This is a genomic window from Nocardioides sp. B129/18 (genome assembly GCF_055282735.1).
The window spans coordinates 30,836-55,008 of sequence record NZ_JBUZJI010000016.1 but is presented as its reverse complement, the minus strand read 5'-3'; the positions used below and the strand labels follow the sequence as shown (position 1 = coordinate 55,008).

Here is a 24,173-nt window from a genome sequence, read left to right as displayed (position 1 = left end):
TCATCTCCGGCGGACGCTCGGACGCCGGCCTCCCTGCCGGCGCTCCGCGAGGCGGTCCGCGGCACCACCGATCCGCCCGGACCGCCTCGCCCGAGCCCTCTCGCGCGTACGCGCGGCCCGACCGCCGTCCCAGCAGGCGGTCCGGACCCGTTCGCGCGGGGGCCGCTGTGACGGATGTGACGTATGGTGCAAGAACGGTCCTTCCTCGCCGCACTCTCGGAGTCCCTCATGTCCCAGACCCCCCGACGCCGACCCCGTCCCCGCACCGTCGCCATCGGCGCGCTGGTCGCCCTGCTCGCCGCCGCGCCCTTCGTCCCGCGCGACTTCGGCGACGACGGCGCCCTGAGCCCCTCGGGCGACGCCGCTCCGGGCGCGGGCGTCGACTACGGCGCGGTCAGCGCCTCCGCCCAGGGGCAGATCGAGCGCACGCTCGCGCGCGGCGAGACGTCGTCCACCTCCCTGCAGCGCCGGCTCGCCCCGGCCCGTGCCGGCTCCACGACGGCCCGCGCCGCCGCACCCCTGAGCGCCCGCGCAGCTCTCGCCGCCGGACGGGTCTCAGCGCGCCAGGTCGCCGACACCGTCGTGCGCTGCCTCGACCTCGAGGGCCAGCGCTACTGCCTGGGCCGCGGCTGGACCGACGAGTCGGAGAGCACGGTGCAGGCCGAGTCGGCCGCGTCCGCCGAGCGCGTGCTCGGCCGTCGCGCCGCCTCCGCGCCGGAGTCCACCGGCGACCTCGACGCCGCCGGCTACCTCGCCCAGGCCGCGTCCCTGACCCCGAGCCAGCGCACCGAGCAGGAGCGTCGCGAGCTCACCGAGGCCGCCCGCTCGGTGGCCAAGGTCGTCGTGCTGCGCCACCAGCTGCTCGGCGAGCCGCTGCCGGCAGGCTTCCTCGCCCGTCACCCCGAGGCGCGCGCCGCCCTGAGCACGACGACGAAGGGCTCCGGCGACGCCGCCCGGCTCACCGCGTCCACCACGGCGAAGACGCTCGAGCAGTACCCGCACAAGGACGTCATCCTCGATCCCACCCACGTCGCCGAGCAGGTGCGCACCTACTGGTGCGGCCCGACCGCGATGCAGATGATCGGCTGGGGCTGGAGCGGCACGAACAAGGGCGCCGCCTACTGGGCCAGCCGCCTGGGCACCACCACCAGCGGCACCTCGATCACCGCGATGGTCAAGCAGGTCAACGCCGCCACCGGCTACGACGGCTCGAAGTACGCCGGCCCCTACATCACCCTCGACGTGGGCGACTGGACCTACAAGCAGTGGCTGACGCTCATCGCGCGCCACGTCACCGACTACAACGCGCCGGTGGTGCTGCACCCGATCCTGCTCAAGCGCTACTACCCCTACCTCGACGACGACGCCTCCGGCCACTTCCAGGTCGGCCGCGGCTACCAGCGTCCGAAGAGCAAGGGCGCGAACCTGATCAGCTACTTCGAGCCGTGGAACCAGGCCCGCTTCGACCCCTCGGAGCCGAAGATCGCGCGCGTCCAGTGGCAGCAGGCCTACCGCTCCTACCGGGCCAACCTCGCGCACTTCCAGCACAACATCGGCGTGTGATGCGGCGAGCCCTCCCCCTGGCGGCGGCCGCTGCGCTGCTCCTCGGCGCGTGCTCGAGCGATCCCGCCGCGGACGTCCGGCCGCGACCCTCCACCTCGCCGTCGGCCTCGGCGACGCAGCCGACCGGCACGCCGAGCCGGCCGACCACCACCACGGCGGAGGTCGACCTGCTCGACTGGTCGCGGCTGCCCGGCCAGTCCAGCGAGACGGTCACCACCAACGGCACCTGGCGCCTGACGATCTCCCAGGAGGGCGACCGCGCCGAGCTCACCGACGGCAGCCGCACCGTCACCGTCCCCGCGGGCCAGGGGCGTCGCGTCGACGACGCGCTCCTCGACGACGAGTGGGCGCTCGTCGTCGCGCAGGACACCAAGGAGGAGCGCCCGACCGTCGCGACCGCCGTGCGCCTCTCCGATCAGCGTCGCACCACCCTCGACGCCCGCAGCGACGTGCCCACGGTCTCCGGCGGCGCGTGGACGATGGCCGACGGCCACGTCCTCCACGCGACGCGCTCGCAGGGCGCCTACTGCCTGGCCGACGTCGACCTCGCCTCCGGACGCGGCAGCGTCGGCTACTGCGCACCCGAGGGCGAGGGCTTCAACTCCCCGCTCGTCTCCGACGCCGGCGTCGGCCTGCTCACCTTCGACGACGCCTCCCCCAGCTGCCGCACGGTCGCCACCCTCGACGGCGGCATGGCCGCCCGCGAGGCCTCCGCCCTGAGCGGCGTCGAGCGCTGCCAGGGCTGGCAGGCCCTGCCCACCGACGACGGCGCCGTCTGGTCGAGCGTCCCCGACGCCGAGCGGGTCGAGCGCGCACAGTACTTCGCCCACGCCGGCGACTCCTGGCTCGCGCTGGGCCCCGGCACCTCGGGCACCCTCACCTGGTGCGCGGGCTCGGCCTTCTGGACCCGCGACGCCGAGCGCGGCGACCCCGCCCGCCTGCTGCGCTGGGACGGCTCCCGCCTCACCGTCGCCTACGCCGCCCCGGAGGGCCAGGGCTTCATCGCCCCGCCCCGCTGCGCCGGCTCCCACCTCAGCATCACCGCCCTCACCGAGGGCGGCGACGAGCAGGTCAGCGCGAAGGTCGGCTGACCGGCCGGACCGCGTCCCGACCGGTGCGGGCCGGGATCCGGGCGCGACCTAGGCTCGTCGGGTGACCTTCGAAGGCTTCCCCGTCGCCGCGCTCGACTTCTACGACGACCTCGAGGTCGACAACACCAAGTCGTTCTGGGAGGCCCACAAGCACGTCTACGCGGAGTCGGTGAAGGCGCCGTTCGAGGCGCTGGCGCAGGCGCTGGAGCCCGAGTTCGGCACCATGAAGATCTTCCGGCCCTACCGGGACGTGCGGTTCAGCAAGGACAAGACGCCCTACAAGACCCACCAGGGCGGCTTCGTGGGCGTCGCGCCGTCGACGGGCTGGTACGTGCAGCTCGCACCCCAGGGGCTGATGACCGGGGGCGGGTTCTACGAGGCGTCGGGCGGGCGCCTGGCGGCCTACCGCGAGGCGGTCGCGCACGACCTCCACGGCTCCGAGCTCGAGGGCATCCTCGCAGCGCTCACCGCGGAGGGACGCGAGGTCGGCGGCGACCGGCTCAAGACCAGTCCGCGCGGCTACGACGCCGACCACCCGCGCATCGAGCTGCTGCGGCACCGCTCGCTGGTGGTGCGGCGCGACCACGGCTTCGCGCCGGTGATCCACACCCCCGAGGCGCTGGAGCTGGTGCGCGAGGACTGGCGGGCGCTGCGCCCCCTCATCGAGTGGGCGCAGCGCCATTGCCAGGACTGAGCCAGGACTGAGCCGGGGATCAGCCGCGACGGGCCGTGGGCACCTCGAAGGCGGCGGCCAGACCGAGACAGCGCTGGTGCTCGCGGTAGGCCTCGGCCTCCACCGCCCCTCCGGCCAGTCCTCCGCGCAGGCTCGCCGCGGGAAGCGGCGGAAGTCCGCGGTCGACGGCGATGAGCGCTCGGGCGATCCGACGCGACCAGCGACCCATTCTCACTCCTAAAGTCGATTGATTTTGTGGAGTTTAGGCGACGTTCGGTCGGCCGTCACCCCCGGAGCCGCCAGGCGGACGACTCGGGCGGACGACTCAGCCGGCCGGCACCTCTCGCAGCACCCGGCCGACCAGGGCGTCGACGTTGTCGACCAGGCGTGCGACGCGGTCCTCGAGGCTGAGGGTCTCGTGCATGCCGACCGAGCCGGTCGAGAGGCGCCCGCGCAGGTAGAGCGAGCACTGGAGATCGGCGCAGATGTAGGTGCCGACGGAGTTGCCGCGTCCTCCCGCCTTGCCGGCGCGCGGCGCGACGAGCAGCGAGACGCCGCCGGTGCGCGCGGTCAGGCACAGGTTGCACATGCTGCGCCGTCCGACGCCGGCCACGGAGTCCGACGAGCGCAGCACCAGGCCGCACCAGCGGTCGTCGTGACGGCCGACGAGGTAGCCGCGCTGCGGCGCCTGCGGGTCGCGCCAGCCGAGGTAGTCGAGGTCGCCCCAGGGAAGCTCCCCGAGGTGCCGCGGGACGGGCAGCCGCTGGGACTCGCCCTTGCTGCAGTTGACGAAGGAGGAGCGGATCTGTCGCTCGGTGAGTGGCTCCATGACGACGACGCTAGGTTGCTTAAAGGCTTTAAGCAAATGCCTTATGGCCTAAGATGAGCGCATGCCCCGCGTCGGACTCACCCCGGACCTCATCGTCGCCTCGGCCGCCGAGCTCGTCGACGAGGCCGGCCTCGAGGCCCTCACGCTCTCGGCCCTGGGGCGTCGGCTGGGCGTCACCACCGCCGCTCTCTATGCGCACCTCGGCGGCGCGGACGATCTCCTCGCCCGCCTGAGCGCCCGCTGCCTGACCGAGTCCGCCGACCTCGTCGCCGACGCCGTCGCCGGACGCGCGGGCCGCGACGCGCTGGCCGCCTACGCCGGTGCGCTGCGCGACTACGCCCGCCGACACCCGGGCCGCTACGCCGCCAGCCGCCTCCCGGTCGCCCCCGACTCCCCCGCGCTCGCCGCCGGACGACGCCACTCCGACCTCGCCCGCGCGGTGCTGCGCGGCTACGGCCTCGACCGCACCGGGGAGGTGCACGCCACCCGCCTGCTGGGCAGCACGATCCACGGCTTCACCAGCCTGGAGCTCGGCGGCTCCTTCGCCCACTCCCGGCCGTCGGCGGCCACCAGCTGGGCGGAGATCCTCGACGCCCTGCACGCCACCCTCGAGGCCTGGGGCGCACGGCGCCCCGTCGTCACGGCGCGGGCGTGAAGCTCGCCATCGTCCGCTCGGGCTCCCAGAAGGCGCGCATGGAGACGACCCGACCCTCGTCGTCGACGACGTAGACCATGATCAGCTCGGTCGTGGTGTGGGAGCCGTCGGGGAAGGCGGTGCGGATCCGCCCGATGTTCGCGCAGGTGCCGCTGCCGGGGTTGGCGAAGGACTCGTCGATCTCGAACTCGAAGGTGCCGATCGGCGCGATCGCCAGCTCCCAGAACGCGCGGATGCCATCGTGCCCGCGGTGGCCGCGACCCTCGGGGTCGAACATCGAGGGCCCGACGGGGTCCTCGAGCAGCGCGTCGGGCGCGTAGACGGTGAGCCACTCCTCGAGGTCACCCCGGGCGACGGCGGAGTAGGAGCGCATCGAGGCGACGCGGGCGGGGTGGTCGTCGAGCGCCGCGTGCCAGTGGACGGCCTCGGAGGTGATCGCCGGATGCGTGGGCATGCGCGGATCCTAGGCCCGATCGGCCCAGAAATGGAACAGGTTCTAGTTGCGCGAGGGGCAGGCCAGGGATCAGTGCGAGACCCAGGCGTCCTCGCGCGCCGTGCGCTCGGTGACGACCTCGGGCAGCTCGGAGTCGGCGAGCTGGCGGATGCTGACCTGCTCGAAGACGCTGCGCAGCGCGTCGCGCGCCGCGATCCAGACGTGCTGGAGGACGTCGGCGGAGTCGTTGTAGCTCACCGACTCCGGGCGCAGGCCGTAGACGGAGACCAGCGGGCCGTCGACGGCGCGGATGACGTCGGCCACCGAGATCGCCTCGGGGTCGCGCGCCAGGCGCCAGCCGCCGGCCTGACCGCGCTGGCTCATCACCAGGCCGGCCCGACGCAGATCGGCGAGGATCGCCTGGAGGAAGCCGTGCGGGATCTCCTGGAGACGTCCGAGCTCCTCGGCGCTGACCGGCTTCGCGTCGCCGCGGGCGGCCATCTCGATGAGCGCCCGCAGGGCGTAGTCGGACTTGGCGGAGACGCGCATGGGGCCAGTGTGTCAGACGACTCGATCGACTCACTGCACTCCGCGCCGACCCCGGGCCCCCGTCCGAGTCCCCGCCCGGTCCCACGTGAGCCGCCCCACCTCTCCCCGAGTGGCTTGCGCGGGTGGTGAGGCACGCCTACCATTAAGTTACCGGTCAGTAGGCATCTGCCTCGAGCCCCACGCGCTCCACCGGCGTCGCCCCGCCCACGGGAGTCGCGACCACACCAAGCGAAATTCGAACCAGCACGAGAAGGTGGAAGCGTTGAGCCACTACAAGTCCAACCTGCGCGACATCGAGTTCAACCTGTTCGAGGTCCTGGGCCGCGACGAGGTCCTCGGCACCGGTCCCTTCGCCGAGGTCGACGCCGACACCGCCCGCGAGGTGCTCGCCGAGGTCGACCGCATGTCGCGCGAGGAGCTCGCCGACTCCTTCGTCGACTCCGACCGCAACCCGCCGGTCTTCGACGCCGCCACGAACACCGCGCCCGTCACCGAGTCGTTCAAGCGCTCCTACGAGGCCTGGATGGCCTCGGAGTTCTGGCGCCTGCAGATCCCGGAGAGCATCGGCGGCCAGTCCGCCCCCTCCACCCTGAACTGGGCGATCGGCGAGCTGGTCCTCGGCTCCAACGCCCCGATCTGGATGTACGCCGCCGGCCCGTCGTTCGCCGGCGTCGTCGACCGCAACGGCACCGACCGCGACAAGCGCATCGCCCAGATCATGGTCGAGCGCCAGTGGGGCGCCACGATGGTGCTCACCGAGCCCGACGCCGGCTCCGACGTCGGCGCCGGCCGCACCAAGGCCACCCTGCAGGACGACGGCTCCTGGCACATCGAGGGCGTGAAGCGCTTCATCACCTCGGCCGAGTCGGACCTGCAGGAGAACATCATGCACCTCGTCCTCGCGCGCCCCGTGGGCGTCGAGGGCGTCGGCGGCCCGGGCACCAAGGGCCTCTCGCTGTTCCTCGTCCCGAAGATCCACTTCGACCACGAGACCGGCGAGCTCACCGGCGAGCGCAACGGCGTCTACGTCACCAACGTCGAGCACAAGATGGGCCTGAAGGTCTCCAACACCTGCGAGGTCACCTTCGGCGACCCGTCCGTCGGCGGCGGCGAGCCCGCCAAGGGCTGGCTGCTCGGCGAGGTGCACAACGGCATCGCCCAGATGTTCCAGGTCATCGAGAACGCCCGCATGATGGTGGGCACCAAGGCCATCGCGACGCTCTCGACCGGCTACCTCAACGCGCTCGAGTTCGCCAAGAGCCGCGTCCAGGGCGCCGACCTCACCCGCTCCGGCGACAAGACCGCCCCGCGCGTGACGATCACCCACCACCCCGACGTCCGTCGCTCGCTGATGGTGCAGAAGTCCTTCGCCGAGGCCATGCGCGCGCTGGTGCTCTACACCGCCACCTGGCAGGACCAGGTCATGATCGCCTCCCACGAGGGTCGCGAGGACAAGCTCGCCGAGGCCGTCAACGACCTGCTGCTCCCGATCGTCAAGGGCTACGGCTCGGAGCGCTCGTGGGTGCTGCTGGGCACCGAGTCCCTGCAGACCTTCGGCGGCTCCGGCTTCCTCCAGGAGTACCCGATCGAGCAGTACGTCCGCGACGCCAAGATCGACACCCTCTACGAGGGCACCACCGCGATCCAGGGCCAGGACTTCTTCTTCCGCAAGATCGTCAAGGACCAGGGCACCGCGCTGGGCCACCTCGCCGGCGAGATCACGAAGTTCATCGAGTCCGAGGCCGGCAACGGTCGCCTGAAGAACGAGCGCGAGCTGCTCGCCAAGGCCCTCGAGGACGCGCAGGCGATGGTCGGCCACATGATCAACGACCTGATGTCCGCCCAGGACCAGATCACCAACATCTACAAGGTCGGCCTCAACACCAGCCGCCTGCTGATGGCCCTCGGCGACGTCGTCTGCGGCTGGCTGCTGCTGCGTCAGGCCGAGGTCGCGCTGCAGAAGCTCGGCGGCGACCCGGGCAAGGACCGCGCCTTCTACGAGGGCAAGATCGCCGCGGCCCAGTTCTTCGCGCAGTACAACCTGCCGAAGATCAGCGCCGAGCTCGCCATCGCCCAGGCCACCGGCCTGGACCTCATGGAGCTCGACGAGGCCGCCTTCTGAGGCTGAGCCTCCCGCACGACCCAGCACCACACGAAGCCCCGCCGGGATCTCCCGGCGGGGCTTCGTCGTTCCTGGCCTGAGGATCCGGCTCGACCGAGGTCAGGACGACAGCGGGGCCGGGTACGACGCGGACGCGACGGGTGCCAGGGCAGCGTCGACGTGCCGCACCGAGCCCCCCTGCCTTCCCGAGATCCTGGGACGAGTCGACGCTACGGAGGCCGGACGGCGGTCAGGGGGCGTCCAGGTGAACAGCGGGGGCGGCGCCTCAGGCGTCCGGGAGCACGGGGCGGTCCAGCGGGCTGTCGCAGCCGAGGAAGGACCACGGCTGGCAGGGGAGGTCGATCGCGGGCAGTGGAGACGTCGTGCTCACCACCACCCAGACCGGGCTGCCCGCCAGTGAGGTCGGTCGGCGCCCGGACAGCACCCGCGTGGCGGCGTCGGGGTCAGGAGCCAGGAGCCCCGTGGGGCAGCCGTCCGCCGAGCCCGACCACGAGCGCAGCGTCCCGGCCCGGCCCGCGACGGCGGGAGCGCCGCCGAGCGGCACGACCCGGCAGCCGCCGGGATACGTCGCGGACCAGGCGTTCGCAGGGGTGCGGGCCACCGCGAAGAGGGCCACCCGCCGTACCGCGCAGCCCTCGGAGCCGGCGGTGGCGCCCAGGCCCACCTCGACGCCGTCGAGCCGGCAGGTGAGGTCCTCGAAGACCGCGCGCGCCGGCCCCCACCGACGCGCGGCGAGGGCCTCCTGACGGGGTGCCTGACGAGCGACGTCGCCGCGGGCCGCCGGCAGGCCTGCGGCGACCTGACGGCGCGTGTCCTCGGCCGCGGCGTGGCGGGAGTGGGCACGCTGGACCAGCGCCACCACCGGGGTCAGGGCCGCGAGGACGACCAGCACGAGCAGGCCGATGCCGAGGGCTCGCAGGATCCGCACGAGGAGACCCTGCCCCGTCGGGTCAGGCCTCGAACATCGCCCGCAGGTGCTCGGCGACCTCGGCCGGCGCCTCGGTGGCCGTCCAGTGCCCGACGTCCTCGAGCAGGTGCAGCGACGCCTGCGGGAGCCGCTCGGCGAACGCGCGGGCGGAGGCCGGCAGGCAGTAGGGGTCGCGGGCGCCGAACACGACGCGGGCCGGGACGTCCATGGCCCACAGGCCGCGCCGGGCCGCCCGCAGGCCCGGGGCGCTGCGCGGGTAGGCCGCCCAGACGCCGGCGGCGGCCCAGCGGGCGTCGGCCCGCGCGTAGGGCGCCTGCAGGTCGGCGACGACGGCGTCGTCGAGGCGGCGCCCGGCCGCCTTCTGCACGGTGGCCGCGAGCCGGGCCGGACTGCCCAGCATCGCGGCGACCAGGCGGCGTCCGACCACGGGCACCGCGGCCAGGACCGCAGGCAGCGGCGGCTTGAAGTGCTCGACGAAGAGCGTCGTGTTGAGCACCGTCAGCGAGGCGACCCGCTCGGGATGCGCCTGCGCCCACAGGATGCCGATCGGGCCGCCGATGTCGTGCACGGCCAGGTGGACGCGGACGTCGTGGCCCAGGTGGGCGTCGAGGTCCTCGCCGAGCCACACCGCCAGGCTCGGCAGGCTGAGGTCGAGGCCGCGCGGCTTGTCGGACTCCCCGAACCCGGGCAGGTCGACGACGACCACCCGCGCCTCGCCGTCGAGCTCGGCCATGAGGTCCTGCCAGACCGCCGAGCTCTCCGGGATGCCGTGCACCCCGACGACGATCGGCAGGTCGGTGCGGCCGGGGGCGGAGTCGCGCAGGGCCAGGGTGATCGAGCGGCAGGTCAGGCGCTGGACCTCGTAGCGGGGACGGGCGGCCGGGGAGGGGGTCATCGGGGAAGTGTGACGACCCTGGTGGGCGGCGACCAGGTGGTCTCGACCGGTGGGGACGGTCTCATCGACAGGTCAGCGCCCGATCCGCGGCTGCGGCGGAGGGGTAGTAGCGCCCCCGGGGCAGGTACTGACCGAGGTCGGCCCGCTCGTGCCCCGGGCGAGCGCGCTGGATCGACCGGGCGAACCCCGACGAGGGCAGCATGTTGCGCAGGATGAGGGCGGCCTGTGGAAGCGGGCCCCAGGGCAGCCAGGCCACGCCGCAGCGCGCGGTGGCGTCGGCGGGCCGGGCCGCCGCCGTCGACACGACGATCGTGAACCGGCGCCGGGAGTCGAGCGGGACGTCGTCGTCGGTGAGGCAGCCGTAGTAGGCCGTGGTGGCGTTGTTCGTGCACAGCGACCAGTAGCGCAGCTGGCCGCGGCCCATCACCCGCTGGCCCTCGCGGGTGCGCGGCACCGTCGGCAGGGTCCCGCGCAGCACGAGCACCGGGCCGTGGTCGGGCGAGGTGAGGGCGTAGACGTACTTGTTGTCGACGTTCTCGCCGAACCCGCCGGCCGGGAAGCGCTCCTCGCCCAGCGAGCGCAGCGGGCCGTTCAGCGCCGCCCCGACCTCGTTCTCGGTGAGCTGGTCGGCGAGCACGGCCTCGAGGTTGACGTACTTGTGCCAGGTCAGCGCGGCGGGCGCGGTGACGCTCGGCAGGCCCAGCGCCGCCGAGAGCGACGTCGCCGGCCCTGCAGACGCCAGCGCGGGCGTCACGCCGAGGTCCGGCAGCGAGGTGTCGGGGCAGGAGGGGAAGCGCGCCAGCGCGGTGCCGTCGGCGGCGAGGATCGTGACGGCCGGCAGACCGGCGTCGCCGGTGCGGCTGCGGCCGCGGTCGGGCTCGTAGACGCGCAGGGCCACGGTGGCCACCACCGAGCGCTTCGAGCCGTCGAGGTTCGCGGTGTAGATCGTGTTCCTCGCCGCGTCGCGGGCCGGACGCTGCGCGTTGCGCACCCACACCGTGTAGGACCGGCGCCCCACGTCGCGGCGAGCACCGGCGCGGAACGGGTTCGCGGACCCCGCGTCGGGGCGGATCTGCGCGTCGTGGATCGCGTCGATCGCCTGGGTCTGAGGCGTGTAGGTGTTGAAGGAGAGGTAGCGCGCGTGCGGGAAGACGCCGCTCAGGCGCGCCGCCCCGCCGGGCGGGAGGGGCACCGTGGCCACCCAGTAGCGCGCCGCCTGATCGGGGTAGAGGGCGTTGACCTGGTCACCGGCGATCTGCAGCGTCCAGGCGCACGAGCGCTCCTCGGCCGCCTCGGCGGACGTCCGGAGCGGGCCGGGCGCGAGGAGGGCGAGCAGTCCGGCCAGGAGCGCGACGAGCGCGAGGGCGGTCGGGAGCGGGCGGGGACGACGCGGCATGGGGGCTCCGGCGTTCTGGGGAGGGGCTGGGGGAGGGCTCTGCGTGGGGCGCTGGGGGGACGCAGGGCCCGGACGGGTGGTCCGGGCCCTGCGCGGGTGCGGGGATCTCGACAGGCTCGATCACCGCGGAGCGGCTCGATCACCGCCGGGCGGCTCGATCACCGCCGCGGGTGGTGCGGGGTCAGTCGAGGTCCTCGTCGGCGAGGAACTCCTTGGCGACGACCTTGGGGTCGGTCTTGTCCGTGACGACCTTGGCCATCATCTCGGTGAGGTTCTCGGTGGTGAGCGCCTTGGAGACGCCGGCGAGGGCCTCCTTGACCTCGGGGGTCACGGCGTCGGAGGAGATCAGCGGGACGATGTTCTCGGCGAGGAAGAGGTTCTTGGGGTCCTCGAGGGCGACCCAGTCGTTCTCGGAGATGTTGGGGTCGGTGGAGAAGACGTTGGCGACGTCGACGTCGCCCTTCTTCAACGCCGAGATCACCAGCGGGCCGCCGGCGTCGAGGGGCTTGAACTCCTTGAAGGTCAGGCCGTACTCGCTCTTGAGGCCCTTGAGGCCCTGGACGCGCTCGCGGAACTCCGGGCCGGCGCCGATCGTGAGCTTCGAGGCCACCGGCGCGAGGTCGGCGATCGACTCGAGGTCGTACTTCTCGGCGGTGGCCTCGGTGACGGTGAGGGTGTCCTTGTCCTCGGCGTCGGACTGCGGGAGGGTCTCCGAGCCCTTCGGCAGCACCTTCTGGAGGGCGTCGTAGACCTGCTCGGGCGAGGTGACGCCGGCGGGGGCGCCGGCCGAGCCGGAGAGGTAGGAGAGCAGGGCTCCGTTGTACTCGGGCAGGAGGTCGATGTCGCCGTCCTCGAAGGCCTTGAGGTAGACCTCGCGGGCGCCGATGTTGGGCTTGGTCTCGACCTTGACGCCCTTGGCCTCCAGGGCGCCGGCGTAGATCTCCATGAGGAGCTCGTTCTCGGGGAAGTTCGCCGAGCCGATCGTGATGGAGCCGGCGTCGTTGGAGCCGTCGGAGAAGGTGCTGCCGGAGTCGGAGCCGCCGCAGGCGCTGAGGGCCAGGACGCCGGCGACGGCGAGGCCCAGCACGGGGCGGAGCGGGCGCAGGGAGGAGCGGGTCATGGTGGTCATCTCTCGTTCGTGACGGGGACTGCGGTGGGGTCGGTGCTGAGGTCGGTGCTGAGGTCGGGGGCGGGGTCGGGGGTGGCGTCGATCCTCGCGCGTCGGGCGCGGACCGGGCGGGCGCGCACGCCGGGCGAGACGAGCGTGCGCTGGAGCAGGCCGAGCAGGAGGTCCAGGAGCACCGCCAGCACGGCCAGCACGATGGCGCCGGCGACGATGCGCGGGTAGTCGCGCAGCGCCAGGCCGTCGAAGAGGTAGCGGCCCAGGCCGCCCTGGGCGACGTAGGCGGCGATGGTGGCGGTGGAGACCACCTGGAGCGCCGCGGAGCGGACGCCGCCGATGATGACCGGCAGCGCCATCGGCACCTCGACGCCGAGCGCGATCTGCCGCTCGCGCAGCCCGATGCCACGGGCGGCGTCGACGACGCCGCGGTCGACGGCGGCGACGCCAGCGTAGGTGGCGGTGAGCAGCGGCGGCACCGCGAGCACGACGAGCGCGCCGATGACCGGCCACAGCCCGATGCCCGTGGCGGCCAGGATGAGCATGAGGACGCCGAGGGTCGGCAGCGCGCGGCCGGCGTTGCCGAGGCTGATGACGAGGAACGCGCCGCGGCCGGTGTGGCCGATGAGGATGCCCAGCGGCACGGCGATGATCAGCGCGATCAGCAGCGCGAGGCCGGAGTAGCCCAGGTGCTGGAGGATGCGGTGCGGGAAGCCCTCGGAGCCCGACCACTGGGCGCCGTCGAGGAGGAAGTCGAGGCTCATCGTCGGCTCACCGCGCTCCGGCCCGGGTCCAGGGCGTCACGACGCGCTGGGCGAGGACGACGACGACGTCGAGGAGCAGCGCCAGCGCCACCGAGAGCACCAGCCCGATGATGATCGGCGGGGCGTAGAAGCCGAGCTGGAAGCCGCGGGTGAACAGCTGCCCGAGACCGCCGATGCCGATGAGGGCCGCGACGCTGACCATCGAGACGTTCGTGACGACCGCGACCCGCAGCCCGGCCAGCACCACCGGCAGCGAGAGCGGGAGGTCGACGGTGAGCCAGCGGCGCAGCGGCCGGTAGCCCATGGCGGTGGCGGCCGCGACGACGCCGGCGTCGATGGAGGCCAGGCCGTCGGCGGTGCTGCGCACCAGCAGCGCGAGGCTGTAGAGCGTGAGGGCGACGACGACGTTGGTCTCGTCGAGGATCGAGGTGCCGAGGATGCCCGGCAGCAGCAGGAACAGCGCCAGCGACGGGATCGTGTAGACGATCGAGCTGAGCGTGAGCAGCGGGTGGCGCACCCAGCCGAAGGACACCACCGCCCAGCCCAGCGGGAGCGAGAGCACGAAGGCGATCGCCACCGGCACGAGCGCCAGGTAGAGGTGCTGGACGAGCGCCTCGCGGACGTCGTCGCCGTTGACCTCGAGGTAGGTGGAGATCTCGGAGAGCAGGCTCATCCGGCCGCTCCCGCACCGGGGGCGTCGGCGGCCAGCCGCGCGCGCTGGCGCTCGCGGACGGCGTCGGCGACCACGCCGTGACGCACCAGGCCGACGGCGCGGCCGTCGTCGTCGACGCGCACGGCGGCGCCGGCGGGCGAGAGCAGGGCGAGGTCGGCCACCACGCGCAGGGTGTCGGTGGCGGTGTGGACGCCCTCGGTGGAGAGCAGGCGTCCGGACGCGTCGCGCCAGCCGGTGGGGCGGCCGTCGTCGAGCACGAGGGAGAGGCCCTCGACGGTGGTGTCGACCGGCTCGAGCGGGAGGTCGGCCGCGGTGGCGAAGGAGAGGCCGCGGAAGCCGCGGTCGCGGCCGACGAAGCCGGCGACGAACGGGTCGGCCGGGGCCGCGAGGAGCTCCTCGGGCGAGGCCAGCTGGGCCAGCCGACCGCCCTCGGCGAACACGGCGACGTGGTCGCCGACGCGCACCGCCTCGTCGATGTCGTGGGTGACCAGGACGATGGTCTTGTGCAGGTCGGCCTGCAGCCGCAGGAGCTCCTGCTGGAGGTCGTCGCGGACGACGGGGTCGACGGCCGAGAACGGCTCGTCCATGAGCATGATCGGCGGGTCGGCCGCGAGCGCCCGGGCGACGCCGACGCGCTGCTGCTGACCGCCCGAGAGCTGCGCGGGGTAGCGGTCGCCCATGGCGGCGGTGAGGCCGACGCGCTCAAGGAGCTCGTAGGCGGCGGACCGGGCCTGCTTGCGGCTGGCGCCGGCGAGCACGGGCACCGTGGCGACGTTGTCGACGACGGTGCGGTGCGGGAAGAGACCGGCGTGCTGGATGACGTACCCGATGCCCCGGCGCAGGAGGGCGGGGTCCTGGCCGGCGACGTCCTGGTCGTCGATGAGGACCCGCCCGCCGGTGGGGTCGATCATCCGGTTGATCATGCGCAGCGAGGTGGTCTTGCCGCAGCCCGAGGGGCCGACGAACACCGTGATGGCCCGGCTCGGGATCTCGAGGTCGAGATCGGCGACGGCGGTGGTGCCGTCGGGGTACTGCTTGGAGACCTGCTCGAACCGGATCACCATCGTGCCTGCTCCTTCGTCCGGGCGTGGCCGCCCGGGGTTCGTGACATCCAAGCAGGTGCCACCCCCGGGAGCGCTTCACCCGCAGGCGCGACCGGCCTCAGGACGGGTCGTCGATCGGTCGGAGCTCGTCGGCGTAGGACACCGAGAACCGGCGCATCGTGCCGGACGCGCTGATGGCGTACTGGCCCATGCGCCACAGCGGCGGGCTGTAGGCATGGATGGAGACCGCGCCGTCGACCGCGCCGGCCATCCGGTGGATGTGCTCGGGGCCGAAGGAGAAGGTGCTGCCGGCCTCGATGCGGCTGGTCTCCGGCTCGCCGCCCAGCCGGGGGCGGTGCTCCAGGACGGCGCCCTGCGTGACGGCCACCGCGCCCGAGGAGGAGTCGTGGTCGTGCCAGCCGGTGTCGTCCTCGGTGTTCCAGCACAGCAGCCACACGTCGATGTCGGAGTCGCGGTGCAGGGAGACGTAGTAGCGGCCCTCGGCGTCGTGGCGCACCAGGTGCGCCCAGGAGTCGGGGTCGGCGGCGAGCTCGGCCACCCAGGCGGCGAGCTCGTCGGGGGCCAGGGTGCGGCCGGGGAGCGCGGGCAGGCGGAGTGGGCGGGTCGGGTGCGAGACGTGCGTGGCGTCCGGCGCGAGAGCGGTCATCGGAGGCCTCCTTCGAGGAAGTGCGTGGGGTTGGCGACGAACAGGGCATGGGCGAACGCGTCCCCCAGACAGGGATCCGTCGGTTGCGCGTAGGGCCGGTCCGAGCCGTGCACGAGGGGGTCGACGCCGACGACGCGCACCAGGGCGTCGATGGCGCGCGGCCCGAAGGAGGAGGTCTCGTAGTAGACGCCGGGGTCGAGTGCGCCGAGGGCGCCGCCGCGCTGGGCGAGCCGCTCGTGGAGCAGCGGGGCGAGCCCGGCCAGCGCCACGAAGCCGACGCGCAGCCGCGGGAGGAGCGTGCGGCCGGCCACGTGCCAGGCGAACCAGGCGGCCTGCAGCTGGGCGACGTAGTCGGTGAGCGCGGGCCACCAGGACGGGACGCCGGCCTCGGGGCCCAGGGGCGCGGCCGGGCCGGGGTGGATCAGCAGCGGCCGGTCGGCCTCCTCCACGACCCGCAGCACCGGCGCGAGCGCCTCGAGCGCCTGGGGCGTGGCCAGCGCGGTGGCCGGCACCTGCAGGCCGCGGACGCCGGGGCGCGCGAGGTCGTCCTTCAGCCCGGCGAGGTCGGGCTCGACGAGGCCGACCCCGGCCCACAGGCCGGTGCCCTCGGGCAGCGCGGCGGCGCCGGCGTGCCAGGCGTCGAGCACGCGGCGGGCGACGTCGGGCTCGCGGTGCTCGAGACCGAGCGGGCTGGAGAGGGAGTAGAGGGTGAGCGCGACGCCGTCGGCGGCGTCCTGGGCCCGGCGGGCGGCGAGATCGTGGGCGGCAGGGTCGATCTCGAACGGCGGCTCGCCGTCGAGGTGCAGGGTGGTGCCGCGCAGCAGGCCGAGGGAGGCGAGGACGTCACGCAGCTCGGACGACCACCAGTGCTGGTGTAAGTCGATCGAATTGGTGGGGAAAGACGTCACGGCGCAGACACTAGGTCGAGATCCGGGCCGTCGCAACCTGAACGGGAGAAGTCCAGCAGTCGGACGAGAGCGTCGACGTCGGGTCCGCGGGGGCGGTCGTGGGCGCCCTCGGGGAGCACCGCGGCGGCCTGCGTCAGCAGCGCGTCCAGGCTCGGCGGAGTGGTTCCGCCGAGCAGCCGGGCCTGGTGGACGGCGAGCAGCTCGCAGGCCACGACGACCCGCCAGGCGGCGATCGCCGCGCGCAGCCGCTCGGCGGCCTCGAGCGCGAAGGACTGGACGTCCTCCTGGCCGCCGGAGGTCTCGACGGGGAGCAGCACGGGCGCGGCCGCCACCGCCTGCACCTCGGCCACGGCGCGCTTGTGCAGCGGCGTCAGCCCGGCCTCGGGGCCGGGGTCGGCGCTCAGCTGGGGCGGCAGGCCGGTGACGTCGGCGTCCAGGAGCCGGTGCAGGCGGCTGGCGCCCACCGCCGCGGCGTGCACGACCGCCTGACGCAGCGCCTCGAGCGCGCCGGCGAGGTCGACGCCGTGGAAGCCGGCGGTGCCGAGGAACCGCGGCGCACCGTCGGCGTCGAGCAGCGCCGGGGAGTCGGTGACGCCGTCGAGCGCCCGCTCGGCGGCGGCCTCCAGCGCCCCGGCGGCCCGGCGCACGTGCGCGCCGACGGGGCCGAGCACGCGCAGCGAGATCGGCGCCTGCCGGTGCCGCGGCGCGGCCGGTGGCTCGCCCAGAAGGACGCCCAGGTCGGCGAGCACGGCCGCCTGCTCGGCGTCGCCGCGGGCCAGGGCGGGATGGAACGGGTCGTGCGGGGCGCCGGAGACCGCCACCGAGCCGGACGCGACGGCCAGCGCGTGGCGTTCGAGGGCGCGCACCTCCTCGCTGCGCAGGATCGCCAGCGCCGTGGCCACCGGGACGCCGGCCAGCAGCGCGATGCCCTCCTTGACGCCCAGGCCACCCTCCGCGAGGTCGGCCCAGGCGTGGGCGAGCGGGATGATCTCGCCGGCTGACCCGGCGCCCGTGCGCGGCACCGGCGGCAGCGGGTCGTCGTCGTCGAGCAGCGCAGCCAGGCGCTCGCAGAGCTCGGCGGAGACCGCCGCCTCGGGCGCCAGCAGCGTCCGCAGCCGCACCGCCACCACCGCCCGCGCCTCGGCCGGATCGAGCCACGGCGCCGAGCCGACGGCCCGCGCGGCCATCAGCCGCACCGAGTGCCCGGCCTGCTCCTGCGGAGTGAGCACGCGGTCGGCCAGCGCCCCCATGCCGGAGGTGACGCCGTACGCCGGCACCCCCGCCTCCAGGACCCGCATCGCCCGCTCGCGCGAGGTGCGCACCTGCGCGAGGAGGTCGTCGTCGAGGCGGACGCCGGCGCCGGCGGCGATCGCGCGGACGGCGTCGAGATCGAGCTGCTCGACCCCGGCGACCTCCAGCGCGGCGCGGCTCATCGCATCCGCACCATCGTGCCGAGCCCGGCGGCCTCGGCACGCTCGAGGATCAGGTGCCCGAGGGCGACGTCGAGGATCGAGAGGCCGCGGTGCCAGAAGAGGATGCGCTCGTCCGCGTCCTCCCGGCCGGGGGCCTGTCCGGTGACGACGTCGCCGATCTCGGCGTGCACCCGCTCGCGGGTCAGGGCGCCGCTGCGCAGGTGCGGGCGCAGGGCGCCGAGGTGGCCCGACTGCGACTCGCGCCAGTCGTCGACGACGACCTTGTCGATGCCGTCGAGCAGGTCCGGGGCGAGCGCGGAGATCGTGCCGTAGGGCACCAGGAGGGAGCCGGGGGCGAGGATGTCGCGGGTGACCAGCGGCTCCGGCTCCACCAGGCGGGTGGCCTCGATGCCGACGTCGACGCCGTCGAGGGCCTCGGCGGCCGAGCCGACCACCACGACGGGCGTCGTCACCGCGGCGCGCAGGCGCTCGGCGAACGCCTCGCGCGACTCCGGACGCCGGCTGGTCACGCGGATCTCCTCGAGGTCGAGGAGGTGATCGAGCATGACGACGTTGCTGAACGCGGTGCCGCGCGCGCCGACGTGACCGAGCACGCGGGCGTCGCGACGGGCCAGGTGGCGGGCGCCGACGGCGGTCATCGCGCCGGTGCGCACCTCGGTGATGAGCGTGGCGTCGAGGATCGCGCGCGGGATGCCGGTGGTGGGGTCGAGCAGGGTGAGCAGCGCCAGCTCGGACGGCAGGCCCTGGCGGTAGTTGTCGACGAAGTCGCCGACGACCTTGACGCCCGCGACGCCGTGCTCGCCGAGCGAGCCGATGTGGCCGCGCAGGATGTTGAAGTGGCCGCGCCCCGAGGCGTCCGGGGTGAGGTGGACGCGCGGCTCGAAGGCGGTCTCACCGCGTCCGTGGGCCGCGACCGCGCCCTCGACGGCGTCGAGGACGTCGGGGATCGTCAGGCCGAGCGCGTCGACGTCGGGCCCGGAGACGAACCTCAGCCACAGGCCTGCGTCGTCCATCAGGCGTCCTGACCCGGCTCGTCGGCGACGCCGCCCAGCGGCAGCACGAGCTCGTGGACGCCCTCGGCGACCAGGCGCACCGGGATGCCCCAGTCCTGCTGGTGCATGCGGCAGGCCGCGCCCTCGCCGCCGTCGGCGTCGCAGGAGGCGGCGCGGGCGGCGATGTGGAGGACGCCGTCGCCGACCGCGGGGTCGAGCCGCAGGATGCGGGTGAGGTCGGTGCCGCGGCCGCCGCCCTCGCGGATCAGCGCCGGCGGCGTGGCCTCGACGAGCAGCTGACTGGCGGGGCCGAAGCGGTCGTCGACCTTCTGGCCCGGCGGCGGGGCGAAGGTGATGACGAGCTCGAGGTCGGCGCCGACGTCGGTGACCGGCCGCTGGGTGGAGTGCGCGAAGCCGTCGACCTGCGCGGCCGCGCCCAGCGGCACCCGCTCGAGGCGATGGGCGGCGGACTCGACGACGACGAGCACGCCGGCGTCGTCGGGGTCGACGAAGGCGGCGGACGGCTCGGCGAGGTCGACGGCGAGGGTGGTGACCTCGTCGGCGGCGGGGTCGTAGCGGCGGACGGCGCCGTTGTAGGTGTCGCAGACCGCCACCGAGCCGTCGGGCAGCAGGGTGACGCCGAGCGGATGCTGGAGCAGCGCCTGGTCGGCGGCGCCGTCGCGCAGGCCGAAGTCGAAGAGGCCGGTGCCGACGACCGTGCGGACGACGCGGGCCTCGGCCGGGCCCTCGATCACGCGCAGCGCGGAGGTCTCGGAGTCGGCGATCCACAGCCGCTCCCCGTCGGGCGCCAGGCGCGAGGTCTGGGCGAACCAGGCCTCGACGAGCGGGCCGTCGAGCAGCCCCTCGTTGGTGGTGCCGGCGGCGACAGCCACCTCGCCGGTGCGCGGGTCGAGCGTCCACAGCTGGTGGAGGCCGGCCATCGCGATCCAGACGCGGCCGTCCCACCAGGCGACGTCCCAGGGCGAGGAGAGCCGCTCGACGCCGTCGCCCTGCATCCACTGGGTGCCGTCACCGGCCAGCACGCGGGTGACGCCGGTGGCGACGTCGAGACCCCAGACGCGGTGGCCGACGGTGTCGGCGACGACGGCGTCGTACCCGAGCTCGGCGGCGACGTCGGACGGCAGCAGGCACACGCCGTTGGGCTCGCGGAAGCCGTCGACGCGACGCACCACGGCGCCCTCGGCGTCGAGCACGACCACCTCGTCGTGGCCGGCGTCGGCCACCAGCGTGCCGCCGTCGGGCAGCGGCACCGCGGAGGCGGGGAAGCGCAGGTTGGTGGGCTCGACGACCGGCGCGACGTAGGGCGAGTCGCCCGGCTGGAGGGTGCCGCGCTCGCGGTGCTGGGCGACGAGCTCCTCGAGCAGCGCCTCGATGGCGTGGGCGTGGCCCTCTCCGGCGTAGTGCGCGACGACGTAGCCCTCGGGGTCGACGAGCACGAGCGTCGGCCAGGCGCGGGCGGTGTAGGCCTGCCAGGTGACGAGGTCGGGGTCGTCGAGCACCGGGTGGTGGACGCCGTAGCGGTCGACGGCCGCCGCCAGGGCGACCGGGTCGGCCTCGTGCACGAACTTCGGCGAGTGGACGCCGACGACCACGAGCTCCTCGGAGAAGCGCTCCTCCACCGGCCGCAGCTCGTCGAGGACGTGCAGGCAGTTGATGCAGCAGAAGGTCCAGAAGTCGAGGAGCACGAACCGGCCGCGCAGCTCGCGCAGGGTGAGGGGACCGTCGGTGTTGAGCCAGCCTCGGCCGGCGAGCTCGGGGGCACGCACGCGCATGACGCCATCCTGCCCCGCGACGCGAGCCGACCCACGATCGCCCCGGATGCCGCCCGGAGCCGACGTGACCTCGGCTACGGTCTTCCTGTGCCGACCGGGAGCACGACAGGCGAGCAGCGTGCCGGCTCCGCGACGCAGGAGAGCCGAGCGCGCTACGTCCGCCTGTCCCGACGCCTGCTGCGATGCGCCGGCGCCACCGTGATCGTCACCCACCCCGCGGCCTCGCCGCTGGTCTCGGCGGTCTCCGCGCGCGGCGTCGTCGCGGTGCCCGACGCCGCCCGCGCCCCCGAGCTCGCCGAGGAGGCCGCCGCGCTGGTGAGCCGCCCCGTCGGCGCACTCCTGGCCGTCCCGCTCTCCCACGCCTCCGGGCCGGTCGTCGGCGCGCTCGTCGTCACCGAGACCGAGGAGCGCGCCTGGGACGACACCGCCGTCGCGATGCTGCGCGACCTCGCCGCCGGCTGCGCCGCCGAGATCGCCGCCGCGGACCTGCGCGCCCAGCACGACCGCGCGCTCACCGAGGCCGAGGAGGTCACCCAGCTCAGCCGGGTCCTGCTCGACCTCAGCGAGGGCCTGGCCGCCACCCGCACCGTCCCCGACGTCGCCCATGTGGTGGAGATGGTGGGGCTGATCCAGCTCGGCTGCTCGGACGTGGCGCTGTGGCTGCGCGACGGCGACGAGCTCGTCCGCGCCGCGCCCCGCGGGCCCCACGCCCCGCCGGAGCAGCGCCTGCCGCTCGACCCCGACCACCCGCTCGGCGCCGTCGCCCTCTCGCCGCACCCCGTCGCCGTGCGCCGGCGCAGCGAGCTCGACCGGCTCTTCGGCAGCACCGACGACGTGCGGTGCGGCCCCGGCCGCGGCGCCCGGCTGTTCCTGCCGCTCGCGCAGGGCCAGACGGTGGCCGGGACGCTGCTGCTGGTCTGGGACTCCGCCCGCGACGTGCACCCCGACGAGCGACCCGTGCTCGACGCCCTCGCGTCCTACACCGCCCAGGCCCTCCAGCGCGCCGAGCTCGTCCAGGAGCGGCAGGCCGCGATGCTCACCCTGCAGCGCTCCCTGCTGCCCACCATCCCGCAGCTGCCCGGCCTCCCCGGTCTCGAGGTGTGCGCGCGGTACCGGCCGGCCGCCACCTACGACCAGGTCGGCGGCGACTGGTACGACGCCGTGCCCCTGCGCGACGGCGGCGCGGTGGCCGTCGTCGGCGACGTCATCGGGCACGACATCCGGGCCGCGGCCACCATGGGCCAGCTGCGCACGATGCTGCGCACCCTCGCCTGGGCCGAGGACACCACCCCGGCCCGCACCCTCGAGCGGCTCGACGACGCCCTCGCCCAGCTCGACCTGCCGGCCCTGGCCACCCTCGTCCTGGCCCGCATCGGGCAGCTCGACGCCGGCCGGCTCGAGGTGGTGTGGAGCAACGCCGGCCACCCGCCGCCGATCCTCGTCGGCGCCGACGGCCTCGCGGGCGTCCTCGAGGTCGGTGAGCCCGACCTGCTCCTCGGCGTGCAGACCGGGCTCCCCCGGCTCGACCACCGCACCGTCCTCGAGCCCGGCTCGCTGCTCGTCCTCTACACCGACGGGCTCGTCGAGCACTCCGGCGAGCACATCGACGTCGGCACCGAGCGGCTGCGCGGCGTGGTCGCGGCCCAGGCCGCCGCGCACGTCGACGCCAAGCTCGACGAGCTCGTCGACGCCGTGCTCGACGAGCTCCTCGGCGCCCGGCAGCGCGACGACGTCGCCGTGCTGGCCGTGCGGCTGCCGTCCACCTGATCCCGGTCCCTGATCCCGGTCCCTGATCCCGGTCCCTGATCCCGGTCCCTGATCCCTCTCCCGGACGCCCCTCCCGGGGCCGATGGAGCCGCCCTACAGTGGCGAGCATGAGCGACGAGCAGCTGCTCGCCGGCCACGTCGAGACGTGGTGGCGCAGCGTCGAGGACCTGCTGACCGTGCTGGAGGGCCTCTCCCCCGAGGAGTGGGACCTGCCCACCGACCTGCCCGGCTGGGACGTGCGGGCCGTGGTGTCGCACACCGCGCACCTGGAGTCGGTGCTGGCCACCGGCGTCGAGGAGCACGCCGAGGTCGGCGAGGCCCCGCACGTCGTCTCGCCGATGGGCCAGTACACCGAGATCGGCGTGGTGAACCGGCGCGACGCCTCGCCCGCGGACCTCGTCGCCGAGATCCGCTCGGCCACCCGACGGCGTCACGAGACCCTGCTGGCGGCGATGCCCGCCGACGCCTCCGCGCCGGCCGACCCGGTCTTCGGCGGGATCCCGTGGGACTGGGGGACGCTGCTGCGCAACCGCCCGCTCGACGTGTGGATGCACGAGCAGGACGTCCGCCGCGCCGTCGGCCGCCCCGGCGGCACCGACTCCCCCGGCGCCGCCCACACCGTCGCCCAGCTCGGCTCGACGATCGGCTACGTCCTCGGCAAGCGCGTCGGCGCCCCGGCCGGCACGAGCGCCGTGCTCGAGGTCGTCGACCACGGCTCGTTCGCCGTCGCGGTCGGCGACGACGGCCGCGCCCGGCCCCTGGCCGACCCGCCCGCCGATCCCACGGTGCGGCTGCGCATGGACGCCGCCACCCTCGCCGCGCTCGCCGGCGGACGTCGGAGTGCGGAGCAGGTGGAGGTGGCGGTGCACGGCGACGCCGACCTCGCCACCGCGATCCTCGCGCAGATGGCGACCACGCCGTGAGCGCCTGGAGCCTCGCCGACATCGGCGACCAGACCGGCCGCACCGTCGTCGTCACCGGCCCGAGCAGCGGGGGACTCGGGTGGCACACCGCCCTCGAGCTCGCCCGGCGCGGCGCCCGCGTGGTGCTCGCCGGCCGCAACCCCGCCAAGATCGCCGAGGCCGCCGTCGGCATCCGCGCCGAGGTGCCCGATGCCGACCTGCCCGAGCTCGTCGTCGACCTCTCCTCGCTGGCCTCGGTGCGCGAGGCCGCCGGCCGCGCGGCCGACCTCGGCCCCATCGACGTGCTCGTCAACAACGCCGGCGTGATGGCCACGCCCTACCGGCGCACGCCCGAGGGCCTCGAGCAGCAGATGGCCACCAACCACTTCGGGCCGTTCCTGCTCACCGGGCTGCTCTGGCCGCAGCTCGTCGACGGCGGCGGGCGCGTGGTGAACCTGGCCTCGACCATGCACCGGATCGCGCGCTCCGCACCGCTCGGCGACCCGCTGCGCCAGGAGGGCCGCTACGTCCGCTGGACCGTCTACGGCCAGACCAAGCTGGCCAACCTGCTCTTCGCCTACGAGCTCGACCGCCGAGCCCGCGCGGCCGACGTCCCGGTGCTCGCGCTCGCCGCCCATCCCGGCTTCGCCGGCACCCACCTGGCCGCCAACGGCCAGTACGGCCGCTCCCGCGGCGGGCTCGCCTCGATCGTCGACGGCGCCGTCCGCGCGGTCTCCCAGAGCGCCGCCGCCGGCGCCTGGCCGACGCTCATGGCCGCCACCGCCGACCTGCCCGGCGGCACGTACTGCGGCCCGTCCGGGCTCGGCGAGATGTCCGGCCCGGCGCAGATCGTCACCTCCACCCGGCTCAGCCACGACCCCGCCGCCCAGCGTCGGCTGTGGGAGATCAGCGAGGAGACCACCGGCGTCCGGTTCCCCTGACGTCGGGGACCTGGCACGTGACTTGTCTGCTTGGCA

24 protein-coding genes are annotated in these 24,173 nt (G+C 74.5%); 8 read left to right on the top strand and 16 right to left on the bottom strand.

All coding sequences use genetic code 11. From position 1 onward, the window contains the following. Window positions 1-228: 228 nt before the first annotated feature. The 3 genes from ACZDWJ_RS12515 to ACZDWJ_RS12505 all read left to right on the top strand — a co-directional run bounded on the left by ACZDWJ_RS12515 (window position 229) and on the right by ACZDWJ_RS12505 (window position 3,348). Window positions 229-1,563 carry a C39 family peptidase gene (locus ACZDWJ_RS12515; RefSeq protein WP_463521293.1) on the top strand — a complete coding sequence of 445 codons (1,335 nt, stop codon included), beginning with the start codon at window positions 229-231 and terminating at the stop codon, window positions 1,561-1,563. Further along, window positions 1,563-2,654: a hypothetical protein gene (locus tag ACZDWJ_RS12510; protein WP_463521292.1), complete on the top strand. Its 1,092-nt coding sequence runs from the start codon at window positions 1,563-1,565 to the stop codon at window positions 2,652-2,654. The genes ACZDWJ_RS12515 and ACZDWJ_RS12510 overlap by 1 nt, the downstream gene beginning before the upstream one ends. Before the next feature lie 61 nt (window positions 2,655-2,715). Further along, window positions 2,716-3,348, top strand: coding sequence for a DUF2461 domain-containing protein (locus ACZDWJ_RS12505; RefSeq protein WP_463521291.1), 633 nt, complete (start codon window positions 2,716-2,718; stop codon window positions 3,346-3,348). A gap of 19 nt (window positions 3,349-3,367) precedes the next feature. Here ACZDWJ_RS12505 and ACZDWJ_RS12500 read toward each other — a convergent pair whose 3' ends face one another. Continuing rightward, complete coding sequence (locus ACZDWJ_RS12500; protein WP_463521290.1) at window positions 3,368-3,556, bottom strand: hypothetical protein; 189 nt, start codon at window positions 3,554-3,556, stop codon at window positions 3,368-3,370. A 96-nt stretch (window positions 3,557-3,652) separates the two neighbouring features. Then, window positions 3,653-4,156 carry an FBP domain-containing protein gene (locus ACZDWJ_RS12495; RefSeq protein WP_463521289.1) on the bottom strand — a complete coding sequence of 168 codons (504 nt, stop codon included), beginning with the start codon at window positions 4,154-4,156 and terminating at the stop codon, window positions 3,653-3,655. A gap of 61 nt (window positions 4,157-4,217) precedes the next feature. Between ACZDWJ_RS12495 and ACZDWJ_RS12490 the strand changes: the two genes are divergently transcribed. After that, window positions 4,218-4,811, top strand: a complete 594-nt coding sequence (locus tag ACZDWJ_RS12490; protein ID WP_463521288.1) for a TetR/AcrR family transcriptional regulator — start codon at window positions 4,218-4,220, stop codon at window positions 4,809-4,811. Here the strand turns inward: ACZDWJ_RS12490 and ACZDWJ_RS12485 are convergent. Together ACZDWJ_RS12485 and ACZDWJ_RS12480 are read right to left on the bottom strand one after the other, a co-directional pair. After that, the gene (locus ACZDWJ_RS12485) at window positions 4,795-5,265 is read right to left on the bottom strand and encodes a nuclear transport factor 2 family protein (RefSeq protein ID WP_463521287.1); all 471 of its coding nucleotides are present in this window, start codon (window positions 5,263-5,265) and stop codon (window positions 4,795-4,797) included. The two genes, ACZDWJ_RS12490 and ACZDWJ_RS12485, sit on opposite strands and share 17 nt — an antisense overlap. A gap of 69 nt (window positions 5,266-5,334) precedes the next feature. Beyond that, on the bottom strand, window positions 5,335-5,793 hold the full coding sequence (locus tag ACZDWJ_RS12480) for an RrF2 family transcriptional regulator (RefSeq protein ID WP_463521286.1): 459 nt from the start codon (window positions 5,791-5,793) through the stop codon (window positions 5,335-5,337). A gap of 262 nt (window positions 5,794-6,055) precedes the next feature. Between ACZDWJ_RS12480 and ACZDWJ_RS12475 the strand changes: the two genes are divergently transcribed. After that, the gene (locus tag ACZDWJ_RS12475) at window positions 6,056-7,915 is read left to right on the top strand and encodes an acyl-CoA dehydrogenase (protein ID WP_463521285.1); all 1,860 of its coding nucleotides are present in this window, start codon (window positions 6,056-6,058) and stop codon (window positions 7,913-7,915) included. 265 nt (window positions 7,916-8,180) lie between these two features. On the opposite strand, the gene ACZDWJ_RS12470 is transcribed toward ACZDWJ_RS12475, so the two are convergent. The 12 genes from ACZDWJ_RS12470 to ACZDWJ_RS12415 all read right to left on the bottom strand — a co-directional run bounded on the left by ACZDWJ_RS12470 (window position 8,181) and on the right by ACZDWJ_RS12415 (window position 20,527). Beyond that, window positions 8,181-8,843: a hypothetical protein gene (locus tag ACZDWJ_RS12470; RefSeq protein ID WP_463521284.1), complete on the bottom strand. Its 663-nt coding sequence runs from the start codon at window positions 8,841-8,843 to the stop codon at window positions 8,181-8,183. 22 nt (window positions 8,844-8,865) lie between these two features. Then, window positions 8,866-9,738 (bottom strand): alpha/beta fold hydrolase, encoded by an 873-nt coding sequence (locus ACZDWJ_RS12465; RefSeq protein WP_463521283.1) that lies wholly within the window; start codon window positions 9,736-9,738, stop codon window positions 8,866-8,868. A gap of 61 nt (window positions 9,739-9,799) precedes the next feature. Continuing rightward, window positions 9,800-11,134, bottom strand: a complete 1,335-nt coding sequence (locus ACZDWJ_RS12460; protein ID WP_463521282.1) for a hypothetical protein — start codon at window positions 11,132-11,134, stop codon at window positions 9,800-9,802. A gap of 181 nt (window positions 11,135-11,315) precedes the next feature. Beyond that, entirely contained in the window at window positions 11,316-12,263 is a 948-nt protein-coding gene (locus ACZDWJ_RS12455; RefSeq protein WP_463521281.1) for an ABC transporter substrate-binding protein, read from the bottom strand. Beyond that, the gene (locus tag ACZDWJ_RS12450) at window positions 12,260-13,018 is read right to left on the bottom strand and encodes an ABC transporter permease (RefSeq protein ID WP_463521280.1); all 759 of its coding nucleotides are present in this window, start codon (window positions 13,016-13,018) and stop codon (window positions 12,260-12,262) included. Before ACZDWJ_RS12450 ends, ACZDWJ_RS12455 begins: the two co-directional genes overlap by 4 nt. A 7-nt stretch (window positions 13,019-13,025) precedes the next feature. Then, the gene (locus ACZDWJ_RS12445) at window positions 13,026-13,691 is read right to left on the bottom strand and encodes an ABC transporter permease (RefSeq protein ID WP_463521279.1); all 666 of its coding nucleotides are present in this window, start codon (window positions 13,689-13,691) and stop codon (window positions 13,026-13,028) included. Beyond that, window positions 13,688-14,755 carry an ABC transporter ATP-binding protein gene (locus ACZDWJ_RS12440; protein ID WP_463521278.1) on the bottom strand — a complete coding sequence of 356 codons (1,068 nt, stop codon included), beginning with the start codon at window positions 14,753-14,755 and terminating at the stop codon, window positions 13,688-13,690. The genes ACZDWJ_RS12445 and ACZDWJ_RS12440 overlap by 4 nt, the downstream gene beginning before the upstream one ends. Before the next feature lie 97 nt (window positions 14,756-14,852). Then, window positions 14,853-15,401 carry a cysteine dioxygenase gene (locus ACZDWJ_RS12435; protein ID WP_463521277.1) on the bottom strand — a complete coding sequence of 183 codons (549 nt, stop codon included), beginning with the start codon at window positions 15,399-15,401 and terminating at the stop codon, window positions 14,853-14,855. Next, the gene (locus tag ACZDWJ_RS12430; RefSeq protein ID WP_463521276.1) at window positions 15,398-16,309 is read right to left on the bottom strand and encodes an amidohydrolase family protein; all 912 of its coding nucleotides are present in this window, start codon (window positions 16,307-16,309) and stop codon (window positions 15,398-15,400) included. The genes ACZDWJ_RS12435 and ACZDWJ_RS12430 overlap by 4 nt, the downstream gene beginning before the upstream one ends. Next, window positions 16,306-17,742, bottom strand: a complete 1,437-nt coding sequence (locus tag ACZDWJ_RS12425) for an aromatic amino acid lyase (RefSeq protein ID WP_463521275.1) — start codon at window positions 17,740-17,742, stop codon at window positions 16,306-16,308. Before ACZDWJ_RS12425 ends, ACZDWJ_RS12430 begins: the two co-directional genes overlap by 4 nt. Then, on the bottom strand, window positions 17,739-18,755 hold the full coding sequence (locus ACZDWJ_RS12420; protein WP_463521274.1) for an ornithine cyclodeaminase family protein: 1,017 nt from the start codon (window positions 18,753-18,755) through the stop codon (window positions 17,739-17,741). The genes ACZDWJ_RS12425 and ACZDWJ_RS12420 overlap by 4 nt, the downstream gene beginning before the upstream one ends. Beyond that, the gene (locus tag ACZDWJ_RS12415; protein ID WP_463521273.1) at window positions 18,755-20,527 is read right to left on the bottom strand and encodes a thioredoxin-like domain-containing protein; all 1,773 of its coding nucleotides are present in this window, start codon (window positions 20,525-20,527) and stop codon (window positions 18,755-18,757) included. The genes ACZDWJ_RS12420 and ACZDWJ_RS12415 overlap by 1 nt, the downstream gene beginning before the upstream one ends. An 87-nt stretch (window positions 20,528-20,614) precedes the next feature. Between ACZDWJ_RS12415 and ACZDWJ_RS12410 the strand changes: the two genes are divergently transcribed. The 3 genes from ACZDWJ_RS12410 to ACZDWJ_RS12400 all read left to right on the top strand — a co-directional run bounded on the left by ACZDWJ_RS12410 (window position 20,615) and on the right by ACZDWJ_RS12400 (window position 24,137). Further along, window positions 20,615-22,294 (top strand): PP2C family protein-serine/threonine phosphatase, encoded by a 1,680-nt coding sequence (locus ACZDWJ_RS12410; RefSeq protein WP_463521272.1) that lies wholly within the window; start codon window positions 20,615-20,617, stop codon window positions 22,292-22,294. Window positions 22,295-22,401: 107 nt separating this feature from the next. Continuing rightward, on the top strand, window positions 22,402-23,217 hold the full coding sequence (locus tag ACZDWJ_RS12405) for a maleylpyruvate isomerase family mycothiol-dependent enzyme (RefSeq protein WP_463521271.1): 816 nt from the start codon (window positions 22,402-22,404) through the stop codon (window positions 23,215-23,217). After that, window positions 23,214-24,137 (top strand): oxidoreductase, encoded by a 924-nt coding sequence (locus tag ACZDWJ_RS12400; protein ID WP_463521270.1) that lies wholly within the window; start codon window positions 23,214-23,216, stop codon window positions 24,135-24,137. Before ACZDWJ_RS12405 ends, ACZDWJ_RS12400 begins: the two co-directional genes overlap by 4 nt. Window positions 24,138-24,173: the final 36 nt, after the last annotated feature.